This window comes from Streptococcus oralis subsp. tigurinus (genome assembly GCF_002093545.1).
GTDB lineage: Bacteria > Bacillota > Bacilli > Lactobacillales > Streptococcaceae > Streptococcus > Streptococcus oralis_C.
Genome location: NZ_LNVF01000001.1, coordinates 166,452 through 191,005, shown reverse-complemented (window position 1 = coordinate 191,005; position 24,554 = coordinate 166,452). Strand labels below are relative to the sequence as shown.

At 42.6% G+C, this 24,554-nt stretch carries 28 protein-coding genes and 1 riboswitch; of the genes, 7 read left to right on the top strand and 21 right to left on the bottom strand.

Going from position 1 to position 24,554, the window contains the following annotated elements:
• The first annotated feature begins 2 nt into the window (after positions 1-2).
• From ATE34_RS00890 to nusB, 4 genes are all read left to right on the top strand, one after another.
• The gene (locus tag ATE34_RS00890; protein WP_084910684.1) at positions 3-1,130 is read left to right on the top strand and encodes an SPFH domain-containing protein; all 1,128 of its coding nucleotides are present in this window, start codon (positions 3-5) and stop codon (positions 1,128-1,130) included.
• Between the two features lie 81 nt (positions 1,131-1,211).
• A complete protein-coding gene (gene efp / locus ATE34_RS00885; RefSeq protein WP_000568640.1) occupies positions 1,212-1,772 on the top strand; it encodes an elongation factor P in 561 nt (186 codons plus the stop codon).
• Positions 1,773-1,793: 21 nt separating this feature from the next.
• Positions 1,794-2,183: an Asp23/Gls24 family envelope stress response protein gene (locus ATE34_RS00880; RefSeq protein ID WP_084910682.1), complete on the top strand. Its 390-nt coding sequence runs from the start codon at positions 1,794-1,796 to the stop codon at positions 2,181-2,183.
• Entirely contained in the window at positions 2,176-2,598 is a 423-nt protein-coding gene (gene nusB, locus ATE34_RS00875; protein ID WP_000203656.1) for a transcription antitermination factor NusB, read from the top strand. Before ATE34_RS00880 ends, nusB begins: the two co-directional genes overlap by 8 nt.
• Positions 2,599-2,647: 49 nt before the next feature.
• Here the strand turns inward: nusB and ATE34_RS00870 are convergent, their stop codons facing one another.
• From ATE34_RS00870 to ATE34_RS00800, 15 genes are all read right to left on the bottom strand, one after another.
• Positions 2,648-3,370 (bottom strand): CPBP family intramembrane glutamic endopeptidase, encoded by a 723-nt coding sequence (locus tag ATE34_RS00870; RefSeq protein ID WP_061597979.1) that lies wholly within the window; start codon positions 3,368-3,370, stop codon positions 2,648-2,650.
• 18 nt (positions 3,371-3,388) lie between these two features.
• A complete protein-coding gene (gene briC / locus ATE34_RS00865; RefSeq protein WP_061598073.1) occupies positions 3,389-3,574 on the bottom strand; it encodes a biofilm-regulating peptide BriC in 186 nt (61 codons plus the stop codon).
• A gap of 156 nt (positions 3,575-3,730) precedes the next feature.
• Positions 3,731-4,498 carry an acetyl-CoA carboxylase carboxyl transferase subunit alpha gene (locus ATE34_RS00860; RefSeq protein WP_061597980.1) on the bottom strand — a complete coding sequence of 256 codons (768 nt, stop codon included), beginning with the start codon at positions 4,496-4,498 and terminating at the stop codon, positions 3,731-3,733.
• Complete coding sequence (gene accD, locus ATE34_RS00855) at positions 4,495-5,361, bottom strand: acetyl-CoA carboxylase, carboxyltransferase subunit beta (RefSeq protein WP_001173374.1); 867 nt, start codon at positions 5,359-5,361, stop codon at positions 4,495-4,497. Before accD ends, ATE34_RS00860 begins: the two co-directional genes overlap by 4 nt.
• A gap of 35 nt (positions 5,362-5,396) precedes the next feature.
• The gene (gene accC / locus ATE34_RS00850) at positions 5,397-6,764 is read right to left on the bottom strand and encodes an acetyl-CoA carboxylase biotin carboxylase subunit (protein WP_061597981.1); all 1,368 of its coding nucleotides are present in this window, start codon (positions 6,762-6,764) and stop codon (positions 5,397-5,399) included.
• 11 nt (positions 6,765-6,775) lie between these two features.
• Positions 6,776-7,198, bottom strand: coding sequence for a 3-hydroxyacyl-ACP dehydratase FabZ (gene fabZ, locus ATE34_RS00845; protein ID WP_000565515.1), 423 nt, complete (start codon positions 7,196-7,198; stop codon positions 6,776-6,778).
• Entirely contained in the window at positions 7,195-7,683 is a 489-nt protein-coding gene (accB, locus tag ATE34_RS00840) for an acetyl-CoA carboxylase biotin carboxyl carrier protein (protein WP_061597982.1), read from the bottom strand. Before accB ends, fabZ begins: the two co-directional genes overlap by 4 nt.
• Positions 7,684-7,685: 2 nt before the next feature.
• Positions 7,686-8,921 (bottom strand): beta-ketoacyl-ACP synthase II, encoded by a 1,236-nt coding sequence (fabF, locus tag ATE34_RS00835; protein ID WP_061597983.1) that lies wholly within the window; start codon positions 8,919-8,921, stop codon positions 7,686-7,688.
• Between the two features lie 25 nt (positions 8,922-8,946).
• On the bottom strand, positions 8,947-9,678 hold the full coding sequence (gene fabG / locus ATE34_RS00830; protein ID WP_061597984.1) for a 3-oxoacyl-[acyl-carrier-protein] reductase: 732 nt from the start codon (positions 9,676-9,678) through the stop codon (positions 8,947-8,949).
• Positions 9,679-9,724: 46 nt separating this feature from the next.
• Positions 9,725-10,645, bottom strand: coding sequence for an ACP S-malonyltransferase (gene fabD, locus ATE34_RS00825; protein WP_084910680.1), 921 nt, complete (start codon positions 10,643-10,645; stop codon positions 9,725-9,727).
• Positions 10,638-11,612, bottom strand: coding sequence for an enoyl-[acyl-carrier-protein] reductase FabK (gene fabK / locus ATE34_RS00820; protein WP_061597986.1), 975 nt, complete (start codon positions 11,610-11,612; stop codon positions 10,638-10,640). Before fabK ends, fabD begins: the two co-directional genes overlap by 8 nt.
• A 117-nt stretch (positions 11,613-11,729) precedes the next feature.
• Positions 11,730-11,954, bottom strand: a complete 225-nt coding sequence (locus ATE34_RS00815) for an acyl carrier protein (RefSeq protein WP_000257840.1) — start codon at positions 11,952-11,954, stop codon at positions 11,730-11,732.
• 56 nt (positions 11,955-12,010) lie between these two features.
• Positions 12,011-12,985: a beta-ketoacyl-ACP synthase III gene (locus tag ATE34_RS00810; protein WP_061597987.1), complete on the bottom strand. Its 975-nt coding sequence runs from the start codon at positions 12,983-12,985 to the stop codon at positions 12,011-12,013.
• On the bottom strand, positions 12,985-13,419 hold the full coding sequence (fabT, locus tag ATE34_RS00805) for a fatty acid biosynthesis transcriptional regulator FabT (protein WP_049484270.1): 435 nt from the start codon (positions 13,417-13,419) through the stop codon (positions 12,985-12,987). The genes ATE34_RS00810 and fabT overlap by 1 nt, the downstream gene beginning before the upstream one ends.
• 90 nt (positions 13,420-13,509) lie before the next feature.
• The gene (locus tag ATE34_RS00800) at positions 13,510-14,295 is read right to left on the bottom strand and encodes an enoyl-CoA hydratase (RefSeq protein ID WP_001015589.1); all 786 of its coding nucleotides are present in this window, start codon (positions 14,293-14,295) and stop codon (positions 13,510-13,512) included.
• A gap of 282 nt (positions 14,296-14,577) precedes the next feature.
• Between ATE34_RS00800 and ATE34_RS00795 the strand changes: the two genes are divergently transcribed.
• The 3 genes from ATE34_RS00795 (at position 14,578) to serS (ending at position 17,804) form a co-directional block, all read left to right on the top strand.
• Complete coding sequence (locus tag ATE34_RS00795; RefSeq protein ID WP_061597988.1) at positions 14,578-15,942, top strand: aspartate kinase; 1,365 nt, start codon at positions 14,578-14,580, stop codon at positions 15,940-15,942.
• Between the two features lie 2 nt (positions 15,943-15,944).
• Positions 15,945-16,316 carry a DUF956 family protein gene (locus tag ATE34_RS00790; RefSeq protein ID WP_061597989.1) on the top strand — a complete coding sequence of 124 codons (372 nt, stop codon included), beginning with the start codon at positions 15,945-15,947 and terminating at the stop codon, positions 16,314-16,316.
• A 213-nt stretch (positions 16,317-16,529) separates the two neighbouring features.
• A complete protein-coding gene (serS, locus tag ATE34_RS00785; protein ID WP_061597990.1) occupies positions 16,530-17,804 on the top strand; it encodes a serine--tRNA ligase in 1,275 nt (424 codons plus the stop codon).
• A 23-nt stretch (positions 17,805-17,827) separates the two neighbouring features.
• On the opposite strand, the gene ATE34_RS00780 is transcribed toward serS, so the two are convergent.
• The 6 genes from ATE34_RS00780 to zapA all read right to left on the bottom strand — a co-directional run bounded on the left by ATE34_RS00780 (position 17,828) and on the right by zapA (position 24,483).
• The gene (locus ATE34_RS00780) at positions 17,828-18,727 is read right to left on the bottom strand and encodes a TDT family transporter (RefSeq protein ID WP_061597991.1); all 900 of its coding nucleotides are present in this window, start codon (positions 18,725-18,727) and stop codon (positions 17,828-17,830) included.
• Positions 18,728-18,836: 109 nt separating this feature from the next.
• Positions 18,837-19,385, bottom strand: a complete 549-nt coding sequence (locus ATE34_RS00775; protein ID WP_061597992.1) for a carboxymuconolactone decarboxylase family protein — start codon at positions 19,383-19,385, stop codon at positions 18,837-18,839.
• 131 nt (positions 19,386-19,516) lie between these two features.
• Positions 19,517-20,839, bottom strand: coding sequence for an alanine/glycine:cation symporter family protein (locus ATE34_RS00770; protein ID WP_061597993.1), 1,323 nt, complete (start codon positions 20,837-20,839; stop codon positions 19,517-19,519).
• Positions 20,840-20,928: 89 nt separating this feature from the next.
• A riboswitch (glycine riboswitch) is annotated at positions 20,929-21,017 on the bottom strand.
• Between the two features lie 168 nt (positions 21,018-21,185).
• Entirely contained in the window at positions 21,186-23,522 is a 2,337-nt protein-coding gene (locus tag ATE34_RS00765; RefSeq protein ID WP_084910678.1) for an endonuclease MutS2, read from the bottom strand.
• A gap of 113 nt (positions 23,523-23,635) precedes the next feature.
• Positions 23,636-24,184 carry a CvpA family protein gene (locus ATE34_RS00760; RefSeq protein ID WP_084910676.1) on the bottom strand — a complete coding sequence of 183 codons (549 nt, stop codon included), beginning with the start codon at positions 24,182-24,184 and terminating at the stop codon, positions 23,636-23,638.
• The gene (gene zapA, locus ATE34_RS00755; protein WP_000002028.1) at positions 24,181-24,483 is read right to left on the bottom strand and encodes a cell division protein ZapA; all 303 of its coding nucleotides are present in this window, start codon (positions 24,481-24,483) and stop codon (positions 24,181-24,183) included. The genes ATE34_RS00760 and zapA overlap by 4 nt, the downstream gene beginning before the upstream one ends.
• Positions 24,484-24,554: the final 71 nt, after the last annotated feature.

The following is a 24,554-nucleotide window of genomic DNA, read 5'->3' as shown; positions in this document are numbered from 1 at the left end:
TTATGGGATTTATACGTGCAGCCTTATCAGCAGGCTTAAATAGTTTTAATGATAGTAAATTCAAGGAAGCCATTGTCCTTCCAGATAATGTCTCTGGCGACGCCTTGGCCATCAAGGGGCAATTGCTCACAAAAGACCCAGATGGACGTTCTCGTCACAGCAATCAAAACACAGGCCTCTTGTCGGACGGCAGTGTGGTTATCGTTCCTCAAGGTTATACCGCTGTTTTGGTAAACAATGGTACCTTCCTTGGTGAAGTCCTCGAAGCTGGTAGCCACGAATGGCAAGCTGGTGATAATGCCTGGCTCCTTGAAAAAGGTGGTTTAAAAGGCACTTGGGAAAACTTTAAAAACCGTTTCTCTTTTGGTGGACAAGTCATCACCCAACAAGAAATTATCTTTATCCGCATGCAACCCATCGCGGGCAACAAGTTCGGCACACAAAATGCGGTCGAATATTTCAGTGAACGTTACCAACAACTGCTCAACATCCGTTTCTATGGCTTGTTTGATGTAAAAATCGCGGATCCAGTTCTCTTCTATGTGAGCTCTGTTAGTCAGCAAATTACAGATAGCCAACCATATACTCTTCAGGATGTTGCTCAAGGAACGCTCCGTCAAAACATCGCACCAAAAATCGCGATTGCCATTGCCAAATACACCAACGAAAACAAGGTTGATATCTATAGCCTCAATGCCAATCAAGATACCTTTAACGAACTCGCTAAACAAGAGGTCAACAAGGTTTGGACAGGTCTCTACGGGATTGAAGCAACCAATATCTTGCTTGAAGACCTCAGCTACGACCAAGAAAGTCTTGCAATCGTTCGCAAACTTGACAGTGAGCTCGCTGCTATGAAGTACAACACGATTGAGATTGAAGAACGCCGTGCGCGTAACGAAGCTCTCATTGCTGCAGCCGCAAATGAAGGGAATGGCAATGGAATGAACATGTTTATGGGAATGAATCTTGGCCAAACTCTAGGTGGTCAACTTAGCCAACAAGCCCAAACGCAAGCACCAGCTCAAAATGCTGGGCAAGCTACTAGCAAGAATTTTTATATCGAAGTTGATGGAAAATACGTTCTCGTTACCAAAGACGAAGATGGAAATATCGTACCAGTCAACTAATTAAGCTCCTTTTGACATTTGAGTAATGTTGTCTTTTATGGTACAATAAAGAGTAAATTATTTTATTAAAGAGGTAAAAACATGATTGAAGCAAGTAAATTAAAGGCTGGTATGACCTTTGAAACAGCTGACGGAAAATTGATCCGCGTTTTGGAAGCTAGCCACCACAAACCAGGTAAAGGAAACACCATCATGCGTATGAAATTGCGCGATGTCCGTACTGGTTCTACATTTGACACAAGCTACCGTCCAGAGGAAAAATTTGAACAAGCCATCATCGAGACTGTCCCAGCTCAATACTTGTACAAAATGGATGACACAGCATACTTCATGAATACAGAAACTTACGACCAGTACGAAATCCCTGTAGTCAATGTTGAAAACGAATTGCTTTACATCCTTGAAAACTCTGATGTGAAAATCCAATTCTACGGAACTGAAGTGATTGGTGTTACCGTTCCTACTACTGTTGAATTGACAGTTGCAGAAACTCAACCATCTATCAAAGGTGCTACTGTTACAGGTTCTGGTAAACCAGCAACGATGGAAACTGGACTTGTCGTAAACGTTCCAGACTTCATCGAAGCAGGACAAAAGCTCGTTATCAACACTGCAGAAGGAACTTACGTTTCTCGTGCCTAATCTCTAGAAAGAGGTCATTCTATGGGAATTGAAGAACAACTTGGCGAAATCGTTATCGCCCCACGTGTACTTGAAAAAATCATTGCTATTGCTACTGCAAAAGTAGAGGGTGTTCACTCTTTTTCAAACAAATCAGTATCTGACACCCTTTCAAAACTTTCTCTTGGCCGTGGTGTTTATCTTAAAAACGTAGGCGAAGAACTCACAGCAGATATCTATCTCTACCTTGAGTACGGAGTAAAAGTTCCTAAGGTAGCGGTTGCTATCCAGAAAGCTGTCAAAGATGCAGTCCGCAACATGGCTGATGTAGAACTCGCTGCTATCAATATTCACGTTGCAGGTATCGTTCCAGATAAAACACCAAAACCAGAATTGAAAGATCTATTTGACGAGGACTTCCTCAATGACTAGTCCACTATTAGAATCTAGACGCCAACTCCGTAAATGCGCTTTTCAAGCTCTCATGAGCCTTGAGTTCGGTACGGATGTCGAAACTGCTTGTCGTTTCGCCTATACTCATGATCGTGAAGATACGGATGTACAACTTCCAGCCTTTTTGACAGACCTCGTTTCTGGTGTTCAAGCTAAAAAGGAAGAACTAGACAAGCAAATCACACAGCATTTAAAAGCAGGTTGGACCATTGAACGCTTAACGCTCGTGGAGAGAAACCTCCTTCGCTTGGGAGTCTTTGAAATCACTTCATTCGACACTCCTCAGTTAGTTGCTGTTAATGAAGCTATCGAGCTTGCAAAGGACTTCTCAGATCAAAAGTCTGCCCGTTTTATCAACGGACTGCTCAGCCAGTTTGTAACAGAAGAACAGTAAACAGAAAAAGTGTTTGACAATTATCAAACACTTTTTTCTTTACTTCCTACTATCTAAAAAAATGATAATAGATAAAATTATAAACAAAAATCCAGATAGGTTTTGCATAATTGAGAAAGTTAAAAAAACTATGGCAGAGAATCGTTAATCTCAGATTGTCGGTAGAACGATAAACAAGGGCGAAAAAGAGACCAATCAGACTATAATATAATAAACTAATTGGGTCCTGATGAGATAGTATCAAATGACTGAGTCCAAAGATAAGGCCTGATAAGATGACATCTAAATAGTACTTTGACTTAGGAAAGAAGGTGTTCATAAAATACCCACGATCAAGCGTCTCTTCCAAAATAGGACCAATAACGACTGTTAAGATAAAACTAAGAACTGTAGATAGAAAAGTTGGTTGTCCATTTGAAAGAACCACGGTAAAATACTCACCATGAATATTCCTATGATTAATCAAATGAGCATAGCGTGTCCAAAAATTACCGAGAATCTGATAAACCACATAAGTTGCAAATAAGTAGAAGACAAATGACCAGTTCCAGCTCTTTTTCTCAAAGATAAAGAGCATCTTTTGCTTTTTTAACCACCAAATTAATAGAAGTAAACTTCCTACTAATCCTATTGTTAAAATAAGAGAATAGACATCAGCACCTAACCCTAAAATGATCGTCACATACAATCCAATTGTTTGTGGTAAATAGGTAGATAGTAAAATAATAAGCAAAAATATTCCAAATTGTCCTAGTTTCTTTGTGTTTCTCATCGTACTTTTTTTGAAAGATTATCCTGCTCGGAAGCCGTACTTCCAAGCATCTCTATAAGAACTAAGTGCCCCTTGCCCCATATAGGAAGCAAATTCTCTATAATATAAGCATCTACCATATCCATCTTCCCAAGCAGCAAGACCACCTGAAGTTTGCTCTAAGTCCTCAGTTGAAAGAACTGTAAATGTTTCTGTACCTGTCATTGCAAGTACCTTCTTAAAATAGATTGTTGTAGGCTCACATTTATAGTATACATCTTTTTTGTCTATTTTATAGTCTATCTCCTCAACTGTCAATTTTTCACTCTGAATAGCATTTTCAATAAAAAATGAGACCTTTCTAGTCTCATTTAGTCATTCTTAGTATTTTCTAAAGCGTTGGTAACGTTCTTCGATAAGTTGGTCGAGTGATAGTTCTTGTAACCTATCTAGTTCTGCACACAATTCATTTTTAACGCAACCTAGTAGTTCTTTACTTGACAACCCTGCCTCTGAGATTACCTTGTCTACGATTCCCATTTCTAGAAGTTCATGCGAAGTGATTTTCATCAGCTCCGCTGCTTCCATAGCACGACTTCCATCCTTCCAAAGGATAGAGGCAAATCCTTCAGGGCTAAGTACTGCGTAGATTGAGTTTTCTAACATCCAGACACGGTTAGCTACAGCTAGAGCTAGGGCCCCACCAGATCCACCTTCACCGATAATAATCGCGATGATTGGAACCTTGAGGTCACTCATTTCCATCAGGTTTCGGGCGATTGCTTCACCTTGTCCACGTTCCTCGGCTCCAACACCTGGGTAAGCACCCGCCGTATTGATAAAGGTCACAACTGGACGACCAAACTTTTCTGCCTGTTTCATTAGGCGCAAAGCCTTACGATAGCCTTCTGGATGAGGTTGCCCAAAATTTCGTTTGAGGTTGTCATGAAGACTTTTTCCCTTTTGGATACCAACGACAGTTACTGCCTGTTCACCTAACCAGCCAATTCCACCGATAACCGCACCATCATCACGGAAAGAGCGATCTCCATGCAATTCGATAAACTCGTCAAAGATTCCATTGGCAAAATCAAGTGCAGTCAAGCGACTCTGCTCGCGTGCCTCTCTGACTATTTTTGCAATATTCATCCGCGACTTCCTCCATGCAATCTCACTAATTTAGCAATTGTTTCAGGCAATTCTCTCCGTTTAACAATTGCATCAACAAATCCATGTTCAAGTAGAAATTCTGCCTTTTGGAAGTCATCCGGCAAGGTCTCACGAACTGTATTTTCGATAACACGACGTCCAGCAAACCCAACCAAACTCTGTGGCTCCGCTAGGATAATATCACCTTCCATAGCAAAAGAAGCAGTCACCCCACCTGTTGTCGGATCGGTTAAGATAGTTAGGTAAAAAAGTCCTGCCTTGGAATGACGTTGAACTGCCGCAGAAATTTTAGCCATCTGCATCAAACTCATGATTCCTTCTTGCATACGGGCTCCACCAGAAGCTGTGAAGAGAACGACTGGCAAGTTTTCTACCGTTGCATACTCAAACAAGCGCGTGATTTTTTCACCCACAACGGTTCCCATAGAAGCCATGATAAAATTTGAATCCATGATCCCAAGGGCAACTTTTTGTCCCTTGATACTAGCTGTACCAGTCAGTACTGCTTCATCCAAACCTGTCTTTTCACGCATAGTAGCCAATTTTTTCTGGTAGCCAGGAAAGTTTAATGGATCTTGAGTTTCAATACCCGTAAACATCTCCACAAAGCTGTCAGAATCAATCGTCAAATCCAAGCGTTCCTGAGCTGAAATACGGAAAGTATAGCTACAATGGGGACAAATGCGCTCACTCCCAAGGTCCTTTTGATAAATGGTGTGTTTACAACCAGGACACTGGGAGAAGAGTTCATCCGGAACCTCAGGCTTGGCTTGTGGTTTCTGCCTTACGGAACGGTTAGGATTGATCCGAATATACTTATCCTTTTTACTAAATAGAGCCATAACTCCCCCTTTTAGTTCTCATACTGTTTGAAAGTCTATTCTTTTTCTTGGTATTTTGGCAAGAAAGTTTCCATCAAGAAGGAAGTATCGTAGTCACCAGCGATAACTCGGTGGTCTGAAATCAGATCCAACTGGAAGTCTGCATTGGTTTGCACTCCTTCAATATCAAGTTCATAAAGTGCCCGTTGCATCTTCATAAGAGCATCAAAACGATTCTCCCCATGAACAATGATTTTAGCAATCATACTATCATAGTAAGGGGGAATGGTATAACCTGGATAAACTGCTGAGTCCACGCGCAAGCCAACTCCACCACTTGGTAGATATAGATTGGTAATTTTACCTGGGCTTGGAGCAAAGTTAAATGCTGGATTTTCCGCATTGATCCGACACTCGATAGCATGACCTCGTAAGACGATATCTTCTTGTTTGAAAGGTAAGGGTTGCCCGGCCGCAATGAGAATCTGTTCCTTCACAATATCAACACCTGAAACAAACTCTGTGACTGGGTGTTCAACTTGCACACGAGTATTCATTTCCATGAAGTAGAAATTGCCACTCGCTTCATCGAGAAGAAATTCAATCGTACCTGCATTTTCATAGCCTACAGACTCTGCTGCACGAACGGCTGCAGCACCAATTTCATGACGAAGGGTTTTGCCAATCGCAATGGATGGGCTTTCTTCTAAGACCTTTTGGTTATTTCGTTGAAGAGAACAGTCCCGTTCTCCTAGATGGACAACATGACCCTCTTGGTCAGCAAGGATTTGGACCTCGATATGACGAGCTGGATAAATCACACGCTCAAGATACATTGCGCCATTTCCAAAATTGGCCTTGGCTTCACTGGATGCTGTTTCAAAGGCTGCGACCAAGTCTTCTGCCTTTTCAACCTTACGAATCCCTTTTCCACCACCACCTGCTGATGCCTTAAGCATAACTGGATAGCCAATTTTTTCTGCAACCGCAAGTGCCTCTTCAGCCGTGTGAACTTCACCATCAGATCCTGGGATAACTGGAACCCCAGCCTTGATCATTTGCTCACGCGCATTGATCTTATCTCCCATGGTATCCATTACAGCCCCAGAAGGACCGATGAACTTAATCCCTACTTCATCACACATAGTGGCAAACTTGGAGTTTTCGCTAAGGAAACCAAAACCTGGGTGGATGGCTTCTGCTTCTGTCAAGACTGCAGCAGATAAAATAGCGTTGATATTGAGATAAGATTCTGTCGCCTTACCAGGTCCGATACAGATAGCTTCATCCGCTAGGAGTGTGTGAAGGGCTTCCTTATCAGCAGTTGAATAAACTGCTACGGTCGCAATGCCCAATTCACGCGCAGCTCGAATAATGCGAACCGCAATCTCACCACGGTTGGCAATCAAAATTTTACGAAACATGGAGAACCTCCTTAGTTTCCAATTGCAAAGGTAAGAGTACCACTCGCTGCAAGCTTACCATCTACTTCAGCCTTTGCTTCAACCACAGCAATTGTACCACGACGTTTAACAAAAGTAGCCGTCATGACTAATTGGTCACCTGGTACAACTTGCTTCTTGAACTTAACCTTGTCCATTCCAGCGTAGAAGACCAGTTTCCCTTTATTTTCAGGTTTGGACAATTCCAAGACACCAGCAGTCTGAGCCAAGGCTTCCATGATAAGAACACCTGGCATAACTGGGTATTGAGGAAAATGACCATTGAAGAAAGGTTCGTTGATGGTCACATTTTTAATGGCAACAATGGTATCCTCGCTCACTTCCAAGACACGATCCACTAGGAGCATAGGGTAACGATGGGGTAGAGCTTCTTTGATTCCTTGAATATCGATCATTTGATACGTACCAATCCTTTACCGAACTCAACCATTTCTTCATTTGAAACGAGAATTTCTGTCACCACACCATCCTTAGGTGCAGGAATCTCATTCATGACTTTCATGGCTTCGATGATCACCAAAGTTTGACCTTTTTTGACACTGTCTCCGACTGTGACAAAGGCAGGTTTATCTGGTCCAGCGGCCAAGTAAGCCACCCCTACAAGTGGGCTTTCAACAACATCACCCTCCGGAGCAACCGTCGTTTCAGCTGGTACTGGAGCTTCTTCCACTGCACTCTCTACTGGAGTTGAAGGGGTAGAAACTACTGGACTTGCCGCTACTGCAGTTGGTGCTGGAACAACTTGAGCTGGAGCTTCAGAAGCCATTCTTGCTTCATTCTTACTGAACTGCAATTCGTCCGCTCCGTTTTTATAAGAAAATTCTCTCAAACTTGATTGGTCAAATTGAGCCATCAAGTCCTTGATCTCATTTAAATTCATAATTATTTATTCTCCCAACGTTTGAAAGCAAGAACCGCATTGTGTCCACCAAAACCAAAAGTGTTTGAAATAGCATAAGGGATTTCTTGCTCCAAGCCTTGTCCATAAACGACATTCGCTTCGATATAGTCTGATAACTCACTTGTTCCAGCTGTCATTGGTACATAGTTATGACGCATGGCTTCGATTGTAGCGATGGCTTCTACTGCCCCTGCAGCACCAAGCAAGTGTCCTGTAAAGGACTTGGTTGAAGATACAGGTACTTCTTTACCAAGAACAGCTACGATAGCACCACTTTCTCCTTTTTCATTAGCAGGAGTTGATGTTCCGTGAGCATTGACATAGGCCACTTGCTCTGGAGAAATTTCTGCTTCTTCCAAAGCTAATTTAATTGCCTTGATGGCACCTTGACCTTCTGGATGAGGTGAAGTCATATGGTAAGCATCACAGGTATTTCCATAACCAACTACTTCAGCCAAGATGGTCGCTCCACGTTTTTCAGCATGTTCAAGACTCTCAAGAACCAGCATTCCAGAACCTTCTCCCATGACAAAACCGTTACGGTCTTTGTCAAATGGAATAGAAGCACGAGTTGGATCTTCTGTAGTTGATAGGGCAGTCAATGCTTGGAAACCAGCGATAGCAAAAGGAGTGATAGAAGCTTCTGATCCTCCAACTAACATGACATCTTGGAAGCCAAACTTGATAGAGCGGAAGGCATCGCCAATGGCATCATTTGATGAGGCACAGGCTGTATTGATTGATTTACAGATACCGTTTGCTCCGAAACGCATCGCAACATTTCCTGAAGCCATATTTGGCAAGGCTTTTGGAAGTGTCATTGGTTTAACGCGTTTTGGACCTTTTTCATGAAGACGAATAACCTGATCTTCGATTTCTTTGATACCTCCAATACCTGAAGCAACGATGACACCAAAACGATCTTTATCGATTGCTTCTACATCAAGATTAGCATGTGTCACCGCTTCTTGAGCTGCATACAGGGCATACAAAGAATAGTTATCAAAACGGTTGGTATCTTTTTTGACAAAGTATTTATCAAATGGAAAATCTTGGACTTCTGCCGCATTGTGCACAGCAAATTCGCTGTGGTCAAACTTAGTGATTTTTCCAATTCCAATTTTCCCAGTTTGCAAACTGTTCCAAAATTCTTCTGGAGTATTTCCGATAGGAGAGGTCAATCCGTAACCTGTTACTACAACTCGATTTAGTTTCATCTGTCTTACCTATATCTTTCTTTTTTTACATGCTAAGTCCGCCATCAACAGCGAGAACTTGTCCAGTCAAATAATCCTGTCCAGCCAGGAACACTGTAGCATCTGCGATATGTTCTGCTTGTCCAAAACGCTTCATTGGGATTTGGGCCAATGTCGCTTCCTTGACCTTATCAGACAAAACAGCAGTCATATCCGATTCGATCATCCCTGGTGCAAGAGCATTTACTCGCACATTGCGATTGGCAACCTCACGTGCTACTGACTTGGTAAACCCAATCAAACCTGCTTTAGAAGCTGCATAGTTGGCCTGCCCGATATTTCCCATCAAACCGACCACACTGGACATATTGATGATAGCACCTTCACGCGCCTTTATCATCTGTTTCAAGACTACTTGGGTCATGTTGAAGGCACCTGTCAAGTTAATCTTAATCACCTTTTCAAAGTCTTCTTCGGTCATCTTGAGCATAAGCGTATCTTGAGTGATTCCAGCATTGTTGACCAAGACATCGACAGAACCGAGTTCTGCAATCGCTTGATTTACCATACGCTTGGCATCTGCAAAGTCTGAAACATCACCTGAGATTGGTACTACTTTGACGCCGTAGTTTGAAAACTCAGCCAGCAAGTCTTCTGAGATTGTCCCACGACTATTCAAAACTACATTCGCACCTAGTTTGGCAAATTTGTGAGCAATGGCAAGTCCGATACCACGACTTGAACCTGTTACAAAGACATTTTTGTTTATAAGTTGCATTCTATTTCTCCTGGTTTCCTGTTGTATTTTGTGGGAGAAGGGATCATTAGTTTCCTAACAAAGCATCCAAGCTTGCTTGGTCTTCAACATTAGCTAGCTGAGCTGTTTTATCGATTTTTTTGACAAAGCCTGATAGGACCTTACCAGGACCAATTTCAATAAAGTTGCTTACCCCAGCATCCTGCATCACAGCAATACTTTCATAAAAACGAACAGGTTCTTTGACCTGACGCGTCAAAAGCTCTTGGATTCGATCTTTTTCCATAACAGCAGCTTCCGTATTGCCGACTAGTGGGCAAGTAAAATCAGAGAAACTCACTTCCTCAAGAGCTCCAGCTAGTTGCCGACTGGCTGGCTCAAGAAGGGCTGTATGGAAAGGACCAGATACATTTAAAGGAATCAATCGTTTTGCTCCTGCTTCCTGCAAGAGTTCAACTGCACGGTCAACCGCAGCCACATCACCACCAATAACAATCTGGCTTGGGGTGTTGTAGTTGGCTGGAGTCACTACTCCAACTTCAGAAGCATTTTTGCAAGTTTCCTCAATCACTTCAACTGGAGTATTAAGAACGGCAACCATCTTTCCAGAGCCTGCAGGTGCAGCCTCTTCCATATAAGCACCACGTTTAGCAACCAAGGCAACTGCATCCTCAAAGTCCAAGGCACCACTTGCTACAAGAGCCGAATATTCGCCAAGGGATAAGCCTGCAACCATATCTGGCAGATAGCCCTTTTCTTTCAATAGTCGGTAAATAGCAACGGATGTAGCTAGAATAGCTGGTTGCGTGTAACGAGTCTGATTTAACTTTGCTTCATCATTGTCAATCAAGTCACGGAGGTCATACCCTAAGACTTGGCTAGCTTGGTCAATTGTTTCCTTGACGATAGGATAGTGGTCATAGAGATCACGTCCCATCCCTATATACTGAGCACCTTGGCCCGCAAATAGAAAGGCTGTTTTAGTCATTTCTTGTAACTCCTGCCCAACGAGCAGCTTCTTCTTGAATTTTTTCAGCTGCACCGTAGTAGATATCTTTTAAGATTTCTTCAACAGTTTCTTCTTTAGAAATCAAACCTGCAATTTGGCCGGCCATCACTGAACCGCCATCCACATCACCATGGACAACAGCTTTAGCTAAAGCTCCTGCACCCATTTGCTCAAAGATTTCTAAATCTGGATTTTCTTGTTTAAAGGCATCCTTTTCAGCCTGCTCAAAATCACGAGTCAACTGGTTTTTAATGGCACGAACTGCATGTCCAAAATGTTGTGCTGAAATCGTTGTATCAATATCACGAGCTTTTAAAATTTTAGCTTTATAATTTGGATGAGCATTAGATTCTCTGGCAACTACAAAACGAGTTCCTACTTGAACGGCTTCTGCGCCAAGCATAAACCCAGCTGCTGCCCCTTCACCATCTGCAATACCACCAGCAGCAATAACTGGAATTGAAACAGCTGCAGCAACTTGACGAACCAAGGTCATAGTTGTTAATTTCCCAATATGCCCACCAGCTTCCATACCTTCTGCAATGACGGCATCCGCACCAATTTTTTCCATGCGTTTTGCCAAAGCAACACTAGGAACAACTGGAATCACTGTAATTCCTGCATCATGGAAACGGTTCATGTATTTACTTGGATTTCCAGCACCAGTTGTAACCACCTTAACCCCTTCTTCAATCACGAGATCAACGATGTCTTCTACAAAAGGTGACAAGAGCATGATGTTGACACCAAAAGGTTTATCCGTAAGTGATTTGATTTTATCGATATTAGCCTTTACGACCTCTTTGGGTGCATTTCCACCACCGATGATCCCCAAACCACCAGCTTTTGATACCGCACCAGCCAAGTCACCATCAGCAACCCAGGCCATTCCTCCTTGAAAAATAGGATAATCAATGTTCAATAATTCTGTAATACGTGTTTTCATAGTGCCTCCATCATTCCTTGCTTACGTAATAGTTCGATAAGTTTATCATTTGAATTTCAAACTATTACCTAAACAAGAGGGAGTGGGTCTCCCCTACTCCTTCTAGTAATATGTTAATTATTTTGTTTGCTCTTCAACGTAGGCAACCAAGTCACCAACTGTTTTCAAGTTATCTTCTGCTTCGATTTGGATATCAAAAGCATCTTCGATTTCAGAGATTACTTGGAACAAGTCCAATGAATCTGCATCCAAATCATCAAAAGTAGATTCAAGTGTTACTTCTGATGCGTCTTTCCCAAGTTCTTCAACGATAATTTCTTGTACTTTTTCAAATACTGCCATGATAGGACTCCTTTAAAATATAAAATTTTATAACTATGTGTTTACCACATGATTACCTAGATTGTAAGAATGAGTGTGCCCCATGTCAAACCTCCGCCGAAGCCTGATAGGAGAATCGTCTGGCTACTATCTAAACGAATCATGCCATTCTCCACACACTCTGAGAGCAAAATCGGGATGCTTGCAGCACTGGTATTTCCATACTCCATCATATTGGCAGGAAGCTTGTCTCGGTCTACACCGATTTTCTTAGCCATCTTATCCAAAATACGGATATTTGCCTGATGAAGCAAGAGATAATCCAATTCCGATGCTGCGATTGGACCATTTTCAATGGTCTCTTTGATTGATTTAGCAACATCTCGATTTGCAAAATCGAAAACTGCTCGTCCATCCATCTTCAAAAAAGCAGGAACTGCTTCTTGTTCTGAGAAGGGCGAAGTTAAAGCCGTTTGACCATAAGTCAAACACTCGCTCCGAGAGCCATCTGTATAGAGACTTTCAACGAGGAAGTGTCGTGTTTCACTCGCTTCCAAGAGAACCCCACCAGCACCATCTCCAAAGAGAACAGCTGTCGAACGATCAGACCAATCAACTGCCTTGGATAAGGTCTCAGCCCCGATAACAATTCCTTTCTTGAACTGTCCAGAGCTTAAAAACTTTTCAGCTGTTGAGAGAGCGAATACAAAGCCACTGCAAGCTGCTGTCAAATCAAAGGCGAAAGCTCTATGAGCTCCGATATTTGCCTGAACCCGAGCCGCCGTAGAAGGCATCATCGAGTCGGGAGTAATCGTCGCTACAATGATAAAATCAATCTGATCTGCTGTTAAGCTCCCTTTAGCCAGCAAACTCTTGGCAACTTCTGTCGCCAAGTCACTTGTAGACTCTGTTTTTGAGATATGTCTCTGTTTAATTCCTGTCCGACTTGAAATCCACTCATCGCTTGTATCCATGATTTGGGCTAAGTCATGATTAGTGACCACTTGCTCTGGAACATAATGAGCAACCTGGCTTATCTTTGCAAAAGCCATTATTTCAAATCCTCCAAAAATTGATAAAGGTTCGTTAAGCCTCTGCCCATGACTTCTTTTTCCTCGGGACTCATGCCATCAATAATTTTTTCGACCATAGCCTTGTGGAATCGTTTGTGAAGGCGGTGAAGCAAACGACCTTTCTTTGTCAAATGCAGATAGACCACACGACGGTCTTGGTCAGAACGAATACGCTCAATGTAACCCTTTCTTTCTAGGTTATTCAAGCTCGTCGTAACTGTTCCCAGGGTCACCATCAGTTCTTTGGAAACCTTACTAGGCGTCGCCTCAGGAAACTTCCCAATCACATCAATCGTGTGCATTTCTTTGATGGAGATGTCTTTGAATCGACTACCTCGTAAGCTAACCTCCTCAATCACAAGGACGTTATTGAAAATAGATGTTAAATAATCATTTACTTGTTGGTAGTCCAAACTTTTTCCCTCCTCCTCAAAAAACTTTCACAATCAAAACATTTGATAGAAAAAGTATAACAAACTTCAAAGATTTGTGCAAGTATTTTTTTATTTTCCTGAAAATTTTGGTCTTCTTCTTTCAGAATGTGCTCGAACCCCTTCTTTAAAATCTTCAGTTAAAGATAACGATTCTTGTAGTTTCAATTCCAATTCGGCATAATCTTGCCAATCTTTAAATTGACTTTCCCAAACTAACTTTTTAATCGCTGCGTATGAGTTTGCTGAACCTCGTCTTAATTTTTTCAGAACTTGTTCTCTTGTTTTTTCTAATTTATCAGCTTCACAAACACGGTAAACCACGCCCCATTCTTGCGCTTTTTCCGCAGTTAAGGCTTCTCCTGTCATGGCAAGTTGTGCAGCTCGTGTTACCCCGATACTACGACTCAAGAGATGAATCCCACCAGCGTCTGGCGCCAAGCCAACTCCGACAAAGGCTTGAATAAATTTTGCCTTGTCAGTCGCCAAACAAAAATCGACTGCTACTGCCATATTTGCTGCAGCACCAGCAACCGCTCCATCTACCTCCATCAAAACAGGTTTTGGAATTTGCTTGATTTTAAAAGAAATTGTATTGACTAATTCTGCAATCTTATTCAAAGAAGGGATATCATCTTCGTCTACTGCTCGTTTCATCTCAACCAAGTCTCCCCCAACTGAAAAAACCTTCCCATTAGCATTAATCAAGATGAACTGCACAGCTTGATCCTGCTCTGCTAGGGTCAAAGCTTCTAAAATTTCCTCACACATTGGGATATGGAAACCATTTGCCACTTCGGGACGATTCAAAGTGATGATAGCAAGATCATCTACGATCTGATATAAGATATGATTCATAGCTTCTCCTTTTCTTTTGTAAGGCAATGAAATTATTTTATTTTCAAAGTATACCTTTTTTTAGATAAAGAGGCAAGGAAAAACTAAAGGAAAGTGTCTCAGCTGATTATTTTCCCATTCATTATGAATGTGAGAGAAATTTTACACACTTACTTTTAAGCTGTTGTCGCTTTTCAGAATAAGTTAGCATTTACTTCTATTATAATAGGGAACTATTTTCTTCATTGAAAAATGCCCCTCTTTCTGCTATAATCGTATAAAATACTTACTTGAGGAGTCCTTATGAAGGTTGTAAAATTTGGTGGAAGTTCGCTTGCCTCTGCTGGTCAGTTAGAAAAAGTTTTAAACATCGTTAAAAGTGATAAGGAACGCCGTTTTGTAGTCGTTTCTGCACCCGGAAAACGCAATGCTGAAGATACGAAGGTAACCGATGCCTTGATTAAATACTATCGCGACTATGTGGCGGGAAATGATATCAACTCTAGCCAAAGCTGGATCATTGATCGTTATGCCGCTATGGTTAGTGAACTAGGCCTAAAACCTGCCGTTTTAGAAAAGATTTCTAAAAGCATTCGGGCCTTGGTAACTCTTCCTATAGAAGACAATGAATTTCTCTATGATACCTTCCTAGCGGCTGGAGAAAATAACAATGCCAAACTCATTGCAGCCTACTTTAACCAAAACGGCATTGACGCACGCTATGTTCATCCAAGAGAAGCTGGAATCATTGTTACAAGTGAACCAGGAAACGCACGTATCATCCCATCTAGTTATGACAAGATTGAGGGCTTGGCTGATAGCAATGAAGTCCTTGTCATCCCTGGTTTCTTTGGCGTAACTAAGGAAAATCAAATCTGTACCTTCTCACGTGGAGGTTCAGATATTACTGGTTCCATTATCGCAGCTGGAGTCAAGGCTGATCTCTATGAAAACTTTACAGACGTAGACGGTATCTTTGCTGCCCACCCTGGTATTATTCATCAACCACACTCCATTCCTGAATTAACCTACCGTGAAATGCGTGAATTGGCTTACGCTGGATTTTCTGTTCTTCATGATGAAGCCCTTCTACCTGCCTACCGCGGGAAAATCCCTCTTGTCATCAAGAATACCAACAATCCTGATCATCCAGGAACTCGTATCGTTCTGAAACACAGTAGCGATAAATTCCCAGTCGTTGGAATCGCTGGTGATTCTGGATTCGTCAGCATCAACATGTCAAAATACCTTATGAACCGCGAGGTTGGATTTGGTCGTAAGATTCTTCAGATCCTTGAAGATCTTAACATTGGTTGGGAACATATGCCAACAGGTATCGACGATCTTTCAATCATCCTTCGTTCCCGTGAATTGACTCCTATCAAGGAGGAAGAAATTCTGCGTCAGTTAGTTCAAAAAGCCGAAGTGGACCATGCTGAAATCGAACACGACCTTTCAATCATTATGATTGTCGGAGAAAAGATGAAGAGCCACATTGGTGTAACAGCTACTGCAACACGTGCTCTGTCTGAAAACAAGATCAACATCCAGATGATGTCCCAAGGCTCAAGTGAAGTTTCCATCATGTTTGTTGTCAATAAAGAGCAAGAAAAGGCAGCTATCAAGGCTCTCTATCATGCCTTTTTCGATGAAAATAAGGAAGATTAATCATGGCCCAATCACTCAATAAAGTCATTGACCTACAAACCACTGGAACATCCTATCTCTCCATCTCTGGAAAAGTCGGAAAATTTCTAGTTGGGGATCAAGCCTTAGAGTTTTATCCTGATGTCAATGTCGAACAATATATCCAAATCCCCTGGTCTAGCGTCAATCAAATCGGAGCCAACGTAACTGGTCGCAAAATCAGTCGCCACTTTGAAGTCTTCACTGATCAAGGAAAATTCCTCTTTGCTTCCAAAGACTCTGGAGCTATTCTCAAAATCGCTCGGCAAAAACTTGGCAATGACAAGGTTGTGAAACTTCCTACTTTACTCCAAACCATTGGTCAAAAATTCAAAAATCTATTTGCAAAAAAGTAGAAACTTTAGTATAATCATAGCAACGGATAAGTAGGTTATCTCCTTCTTTCAGAAAGTCTGCGGGTGCTGCGAGCAGATAGGAGGGGTAGGTGAAATTCTACCGTTAGTAACAATTACATACACAATCAAGTGCACACCTGTGAAGTTGGATGGAACCGTGGCCCTGCCACTCCAACGCTTTGTCAGGTGTGTTTTTTTCATAAAGGAGTTCTTATGTTAGATATTAAACGTATTCGCACAGATTTTGATGTTGTCGCAGAAAAATTGGCTACACGTGGTGTAGATGCTGCTATCTTGAATGAGATGAAAGAAATCGATACTAAACGTCGTGACATCTTGGTCAAGGTTGAAACTTTAAAAGCAGAACGTAACACTGTTTCTGCAGAGATTGCCCAAGCCAAGCGAAACAAGGAAAATGCCGATGACAAGATTGCAGCAATGCAAACCCTATCTGCTGAAGTCAAAGCCTTGGATGCTGAATTGGCGGACATTGATGCTAAATTGACAGAATTTACCACTACTCTTCCAAACATCCCAGCTGACAGCGTTCCTGTTGGGGCTGATGAAGATGACAATGTGGAAGTTCGCCGTTGGGGGACTCCACGCGAGTTTGACTTTGAACCAAAAGCTCACTGGGATCTTGGTGAAGACTTGGGTATCCTTGACTGGGAACGTGGAGCAAAAGTTACTGGTGCTCGCTTCCTCTTCTATAAAGGGCTTGGTGCTCGTTTGGAACGTGCTATCTACAACTTTATGTTGGATGAACATGGAAAAGAGGGCTATACTGAAGTCATCACACCATACATGGTTAACCATGATTCTATGTTTGGTACTGGTCAATATCCAAAATTCAAGGAAGACACTTTTGAATTGAAAGACACTAATTATGTCCTTATTCCTACCGCCGAAGTGCCTTTGACAAACTACTATCGCGATGAAATCCTTGACGGAAAAGACCTACCAATCTACTTCACTGCTATGAGCCCATCATTCCGTTCTGAGGCTGGTTCTGCTGGTCGTGATACTCGTGGTTTGATTCGTCTGCACCAATTCCACAAGGTTGAAATGGTCAAATTTGCCAAACCAGAAGAATCTTATGAAGAATTAGAAAAAATGACAGCCAACGCTGAAAACATCCTTCAAAAACTCAACCTTCCATACCGTGTCGTTGCCCTCTCTACTGGGGACATGGGCTTCTCAGCTGCCAAAACTTACGACTTGGAAGTTTGGATTCCAGCCCAAAATACCTACCGTGAAATCTCAAGCTGTTCAAATACAGAAGATTTCCAAGCCCGTCGTGCTCAAATCCGTTACCGAGATGAAGCCGATGGCAAGGTAAAACTCCTTCACACTTTGAACGGTTCTGGACTTGCAGTTGGACGTACAGTGGCTGCAATTCTTGAAAACTACCAAAACGCAGATGGTTCTGTGACCATTCCAGAAGTTCTTCGTCCATATATGGGTGGAGCTGAAGTTATCAAACCATAACAATAAGGCCTAGCTATTTCTAGCTAGACCTTTTTTCGTAACCAAATCAGATAAGCACCCAATACAAAGAATAAAATAGTTAGGCATAGAACAGTTTCAGACAACACCAGATAATCCAGAAATGGAAGTTTCAAAATTCCCTGAGCCATCTTGAGCGAAGTAGCTGTGATAATTGTTGGAAAAGTGAGGGCTGAGAAGGCTGGTTGAAAGCCTTGTTTTAAAATATTAGGCAAGCGAGTTAAAACAAAGAAAAAGAAGGACTGAGATGCCAAAATCATGACGATCAAGAGCCAAGTCGGTAAACCTGCTCCTCCAACTCGAACTAGGGATGCCAGAAGTAGAGAAAAGGGAGCACAGTAGATTCCTTCCTGTCCAAGCAAGGCCGCTGGGAGTGGAGTTTTCTTTAAATCCCTATAAATAAGCGGATAGAGATAGAAGGTCAAGACAAAACCAAAACTCAAGGTCGCATAGGCAATTTCAATGATACCTACCAGAGGATAGGTCAAGGCTGCTACTGCTATCCCCACATAGAGCACCGTCCAGCTAGGAGTCGCATTAGTCTTCCGACCTGGGCAGGCAAATTTGATGGTAAAAGTAGCAATCAAAGCCAAATCCAAGAGAAAGGAAAACCACCAGATTCCTTGTGCTACTATAGGAAAAGCAGGGAATACACGAAAGACATAGGTCGATAAAATCATCCCAGCCATAGGAAAAGTAGCCATCCCAGATAAAAGAGGGGGCTTGGTCAATTCTTGTTTGGTTTCTTTCCAATTAAGCAGATGAAAAATCAGAAAGAAATTCCACAACACTAGACCAATCAGACTCAATAAATGCGACAGAACAGGCCAAGTATCTGCAATCAGATTTCCTGCACCTGCTAAGCCTAATAAACAGCCAGAGAATACCAAGGGGAGCTTTTTCATCCGAGCCTCCAATAATCATGTTATTATTAGTATAGCATAAAGGCGCTTAAATAAGGACTTAAAAAATGAAGTTCGATTATTTCAGACTTCATTTTTTCTCAGATATGAATTAAGCATACGGTTGCAATTCTGGGTTAATAGGCGTATTGGCTAGGTTGTTGGCATAGTTGCAGAGGCTAGCAAGACTAACACCGAGAACCACATCCAAGGCATTTTGTTGCGTGTAGCCAGCTTCCAAAAATTCAGTCAAGGCTTCATCTCCCACACGCCCTTTGGTATTGATAACCGCCAAGGTAAACTTAGCTAGAGTATCTAGTTTTAGATCTGTCTCGATTGGAGTACGGTTGCGGAGGGCTTGGAGAAGATCATCATTCATCTGGATTTGTTTGATCGAAAAGGCAGTATGACCTGCGACGCAGAAAGCACAACCATTGGTTACGGCAGCTGTGATTTGCACTACTTCGCGTTCCACTGGTGTCAGGCTATTGCGACGGTTGATGGCTCCGACAGTTCGGTAGGCTTCAAGAGCAGTAGGAGCATTGGCCAAGAGACCAATCAGATTGGGAATATAGCCATTGTTGTCTTTTTGTACTGTTTCAAGGACTTCTTTCACTTCTGCTGGTGCTGATTCTACTGTGTGGATGGTAAATGTTGTCATAAGAAACCTCTTTTCATTTTATTGTCATTTAGTCTATCATAGAATTTCCCCCTTGGATAATATATATTTTCAATCGCCTTGATAGGAAATGTCTATGAAATGAAAAAAATCACACTAAAAGTGTGATTGGGTTAGTGCTTAAAATACTTTTTGGTCTCAGCAACAACTACTGGGGACAAGACCAAAAGGGCAATCAAGTTTGGTAGAGCCATCAAGGCATTGACGATATCTGCAATAATCCAGACCATATCCAACTCGATAAAACCTCCCAACAAGACCATGACTACAAAGACTACACGGTAAAGCCAGATAAAACGAACACCAAAGAGAAACTCAAAACAGCGCTCTCCGTAGTAGTTCCAACCTAGGATTGTCGTAAAGGCAAAGAGTACCAAGAAGATTGTTAGGACAATTGAGCCAAAATCTGAAAAGACCATAGAAAATGCTGACTGGGTCAAGGCAACTCCATTCAATTCACCACTCCAAACCCCAGTTACCAAGATTGTTAAACCAGTCAAAGTACAGATAATCAAAGTATCAATAAAGGTTCCTGTCATGGAAATCAAGCCTTGCTCGACAGGCTCATTTGTCTTAGCTGCAGCCGCCGCAATGGGAGCAGAACCAAGACCAGATTCGTTAGAGAAGACTCCTCGCGCCACACCATTTTGGATAGCCATCCGAATGCTGGCACCTGCAAAACCACCTACCGCAGCAGCTGGACTAAAGGCTGAAGTAAAGATGAGGGCAAGCGTGGCTGGGATTTTCTCGATATTAAAGAGAATAACTGTAAGAGTTCCCAAAATATAGACAATAGCCATAAATGGAACAACTGCTGTCGAAACTTTTGATATGGATTTGAGGCCACCAAAGACTGCAATCCCTACAAAAATGGATAAAATCAGAGTCGTGATAGCTGGTTCCACTTGAGCCGTATTTTGAATGGATTCTGTAATTGAATTGACTTGGGTAAAGGTACCAATCCCCAGAAGGGCAACCAATACACCCGCTAGGGCAAAGAAGATAGCAAGGGGGCGCCACTTTTCTCCCATCCCCAAAAGGATGTAGTGCATGGGCCCTCCAGCTACAGCGCCGTTTGCATCCTTGCTACGGTATTTGATAGCCAGCAAGCCTTCGGCATACTTGGTCGCCATCCCAAAAAAGGCTGCCATCCACATCCAAAAGAGCGCCCCTGGTCCCCCAACCTTAATGGCCGTCGCGACTCCTATGATATTTCCCGTACCAACGGTGGCAGCTAGAGCTGTACAAAGAGCTGCAAAGCTCGACACATCGCCATGTCCCTTGTCCTTGGTAAAGATCAACTGAAAGGCCTTGGGGAGACAAGCTAACTGTAAAAGTCCTAGTCGGATGGTCAAGTAGATTCCCGTTCCGACCAATAACAGTAAGAGGGGAGGTCCCCAAACGAAAGCATCAAGCGCTTTTAGCAATTCTAACATGTCCTACTCCTATCTTTCAACCCCAAAAGAAAGAGCACATGCAAGATACATGTACTCTGGAATGCTTAGATAAATGCCAAAAAGTGGTCTATCCTAGCTCTGTCCTTTTACCTGAGAGTTTGAGCAGTTGCCTGCCTTGCCCCTTCGGTGCCTTCACGGTCTCTCCAGAGTTCCGTCCATTTACAGTCATGGAAAACAAACCTTTCTCCACTTCTATTAAACTTCATTCGGTGTTGGTATTTAATTTTTTATTATTCTACAAGAAAAGTTAGCCTTTGTCAATATTTTCTATGAAAATTTTTGACTTTTCATTTCTTTTTTCAGAAAGAGCGAATCCTTCTTCTCTCTATCCTTTAAAGGTCACAATGGTAGCGCCACTGCCTCCAGCATTTTGTGGAGCATAGCCGAAACTCTTGACATGCTTGTTTCTTTGTAGGTATTTAGTGACGCCCTCACGAATGACACCTGTTCCGATACCATGGATGATGTCGACTTGCGCCATGTTATTGAGCAGGGCTTGGTCAATAAAGGCGTCCAGCTCATTCATGGCCTCTTCGTACCGTTTGCCTCGGAGATCCAGTCTCGCTTGCGGACCACGACCAGAAGCACGTTTGACGACATTGACTTGTTTTTTCTTGACTGAGGCTTCTTGCTGAGCCTGAACAAGGTCAAATTCTCTCTCTTCCAAGGTCATCTTGATCAAACCAACTTGGGCTTCCCAACGGCCATCCTTGAGCTGATTCGTCAATGTTCCGCGTTGGCCATAACTTAGAACCACGATGTCATCTCCCACCTTTGGAGCTCGTTTTTTCTTGGCTTTTTGAAGGACCTTGTTTTTAGACAAGTCGACTTTTTCAGGAGCCAGTTTTTTCAACTCAGCCTTGGCTTCAATGATTTCGTGGGGTTTGAGTTGAGACTTACTGTGGAGGTTCTTAAGAATCTGGTCACTCTCACTTAGCGCTAGTTCCACAATTTCAGCAGCTTGTTCACGCGCCTTGTTGAGCTCCGTTTCCTTTTCCCGATTGAGTTCGTTGTAAAGTTTTTTGAGTGCTCGATTCATCTTGAGGTTTTCTTGCTCCACCTCACGGATATTGTCCAAGCGTTTGCGACTTTCAAGCGTTTGCTCTTCCAATTGCTCAATAATGCGGTTGACGTCATTATCTTGGTTGACCTGCTGGCTGGCATCCCCAACGATGACATCTGACAAGCCTAGACGTTTGGCAATTTCAAAGGCATTGCTTCGGCCAGGAACTCCCTGCATAAAGCGATAGGTCGGACGCAGACTGTCTGTATCAAACTCCATGCTGGCATTTTGCACAAAGGCTGTCTCAATACCGTAGGCCTTGAGTTCTGGATAGTGGGTCGTCGCCATAGTTTTGACCTGACGCAGGCGAAGATCCTCTAAAATAGCCATAGCAAGGGCAGCTCCCTCTTGAGGATCTGTACCAGCCCCCAACTCATCCAAGAGTAAGAGTGAATGTTGGTTGACCTTGCCAAGAATATCTACGATATTGGTCATGTGGCTCGAGAAGGTAGACAAGCTTTGTTCGATAGACTGCTCATCTCCGATATCTGCGAAGATTTCTTCGAAAATACCGACACGGCTCCCCTTATCAGCTAAAATGGGCAAGCCTGACTGGGCCATAAGTTGCGTCAAACCCAAGGTTTTGAGCATGATGGTCTTCCCACCAGTATTGGGACCTGTAATGACAATGGCCGTTAATTCCTTACCAAAGTGTACATCGTTTGCGACAGCATTTTTGACCAAAGGATGGCGAACATGAAGGAGTTGAATCTCTTGGTTCTCTGAAAGTTGAGGAACAACTGCTTGTCTTTCTTGGATGAAACGCACCTTAGCACGAATCAGATCCAGATGGCCGATAATCCAAGCGTCATTAGCAATCTCAGCAGCATGAGGACGGACCCGTTCCGAGAGCTCCTGAAGGATACGAATCATCTCATAGCGCTCATCAGCTCGCAGGCTCGCGATTTCTTCGCTCAGTTTCACGACCTCACGCGGCTCGATGTAGACCGTGTTTCCACTGGCAGAGATGTCATGGACAACACCTGCAATCTTATTGCGATAGGTGTTTTTGACAGGTAAGACTTGACGGCCATTTCTGCTAGCGATTATGCTTTCTGTCAACATCTGCGCTTTTTGCTTGAGCAAGTCTTGCAAGACATCTCGAACTTGACTCTCGCTATCATGGATTTTCCGACGTATGCGTGCTAGCTCTTCACTGGCGAAATTTTCAATAAATCCTGCATCATTTAGGGCTTGAAGACTCCCTTGCAAGTGTGGAAAATCATGTAGTTTTTCAAACCATCTCGCCAACTGCTCCAAACGTACATTTTCAAGATTGGCATAAAAACCTTGTAACTCTCTGCTAGCAAGCAAGATCCGTTTGAGGAGCAGGAACTCCTCAATATTGAGATCCGCCCCCATCTCCAGACGCTTGCAAACAGCTGATATCTCACGCGTCGCTAGGATGGTAAAGTGGGGTTGCTCCACAAAAAGGGCTTGCATTTCCTCCATCTCTGTAAAGGCTTGTTTAATCTTATCCGCCTTTGCAGTTGGAGCCAAGCCTTTTAGCTCCTCTAGGCCTTGTTCTGTCAGGAGATGCGGTTCAAACAAGGCCTTGATTTTATTGAATTCTAAGGTTTCTAGTATTTTTGTATTCATATTCTTTCCTTGTATGCTTGTTTACAAGATCGTAGCGCCTAGAGATTTTTGGACTTTACCTAACCCTAGTCGTCCAATCTGTAAACAAAGGGCTAGGAAAAATCCCGCCCTTTTTATCCGATTAAATTTGTCACCCAGAGTTGTTTGATAAAGTTTGTCGTAAAAGGGACACTTTGGATGATGTGTTTGGCTACTGTACTTTTTTCGAGTGAATTTTGAATGACTGCCAGAGGCACTGTTGCAAGGATGGTCAGAGCCATTTGCAAGACAAATAAGGTTACCAATAGAGATAAAAGGCCTGATCCGATACGCAACCATTTGACATTGAGCTTTTTAGTTGGAATCAAGTGTAGGAACAAACCGATAAAACGTCCGATACTGTAACAAATTCCGAAAACTAAAAGGTAGGCTAGACCCGCATAAAAGACCTTGTCTAGCTGAAAAAGCTGGTCTGAAGGGAAGAAAAAAGTTCCCTGTCCTTCCTGAGGATTGGCATAAGGGACAAGCAAGTGGAAGTGTTCTCCCAGCGATTTATAAAACTGTCCCGCAACAAAGGCTGAAATCACTGCAAGGAGGAAATAATAAACTTGCAGAACCAAGCCTCTACGGTAGCCAATGTAAAAACCCCAAGCCAGAACCAGTAAGAGTAGGATTGAAATCATAGGGAATCCTCAATCTTGCTCTGTTCTTGTTTAACAGCAATCAACTTGTGGCGGAGTTCTAACAACTCTTGCTCCTTGTCATCAAATTCAATCTCACGATTGAGCTGTGTAGACAGACAATTGACCGCTAAAAGAAGCGCAATGGTTTCATCATCTGCTCCAGGCATTTGTTCTTTAATTGCTTGGTATTTTTCAGTCGCAACCTTGGCAATTTCCTCCATAAAGAGGTTGTCATGCTCGGTTGTTAAGGTTAATGTCTTTTTTCCGAATGTAAACTTATATCGATTTAGATTTGCCATAAAATTCACCTCACGATATTATACCAAATTTTGCTAACTTTGTCAGTTTTTACCAATTCTCCTGCTTTTGT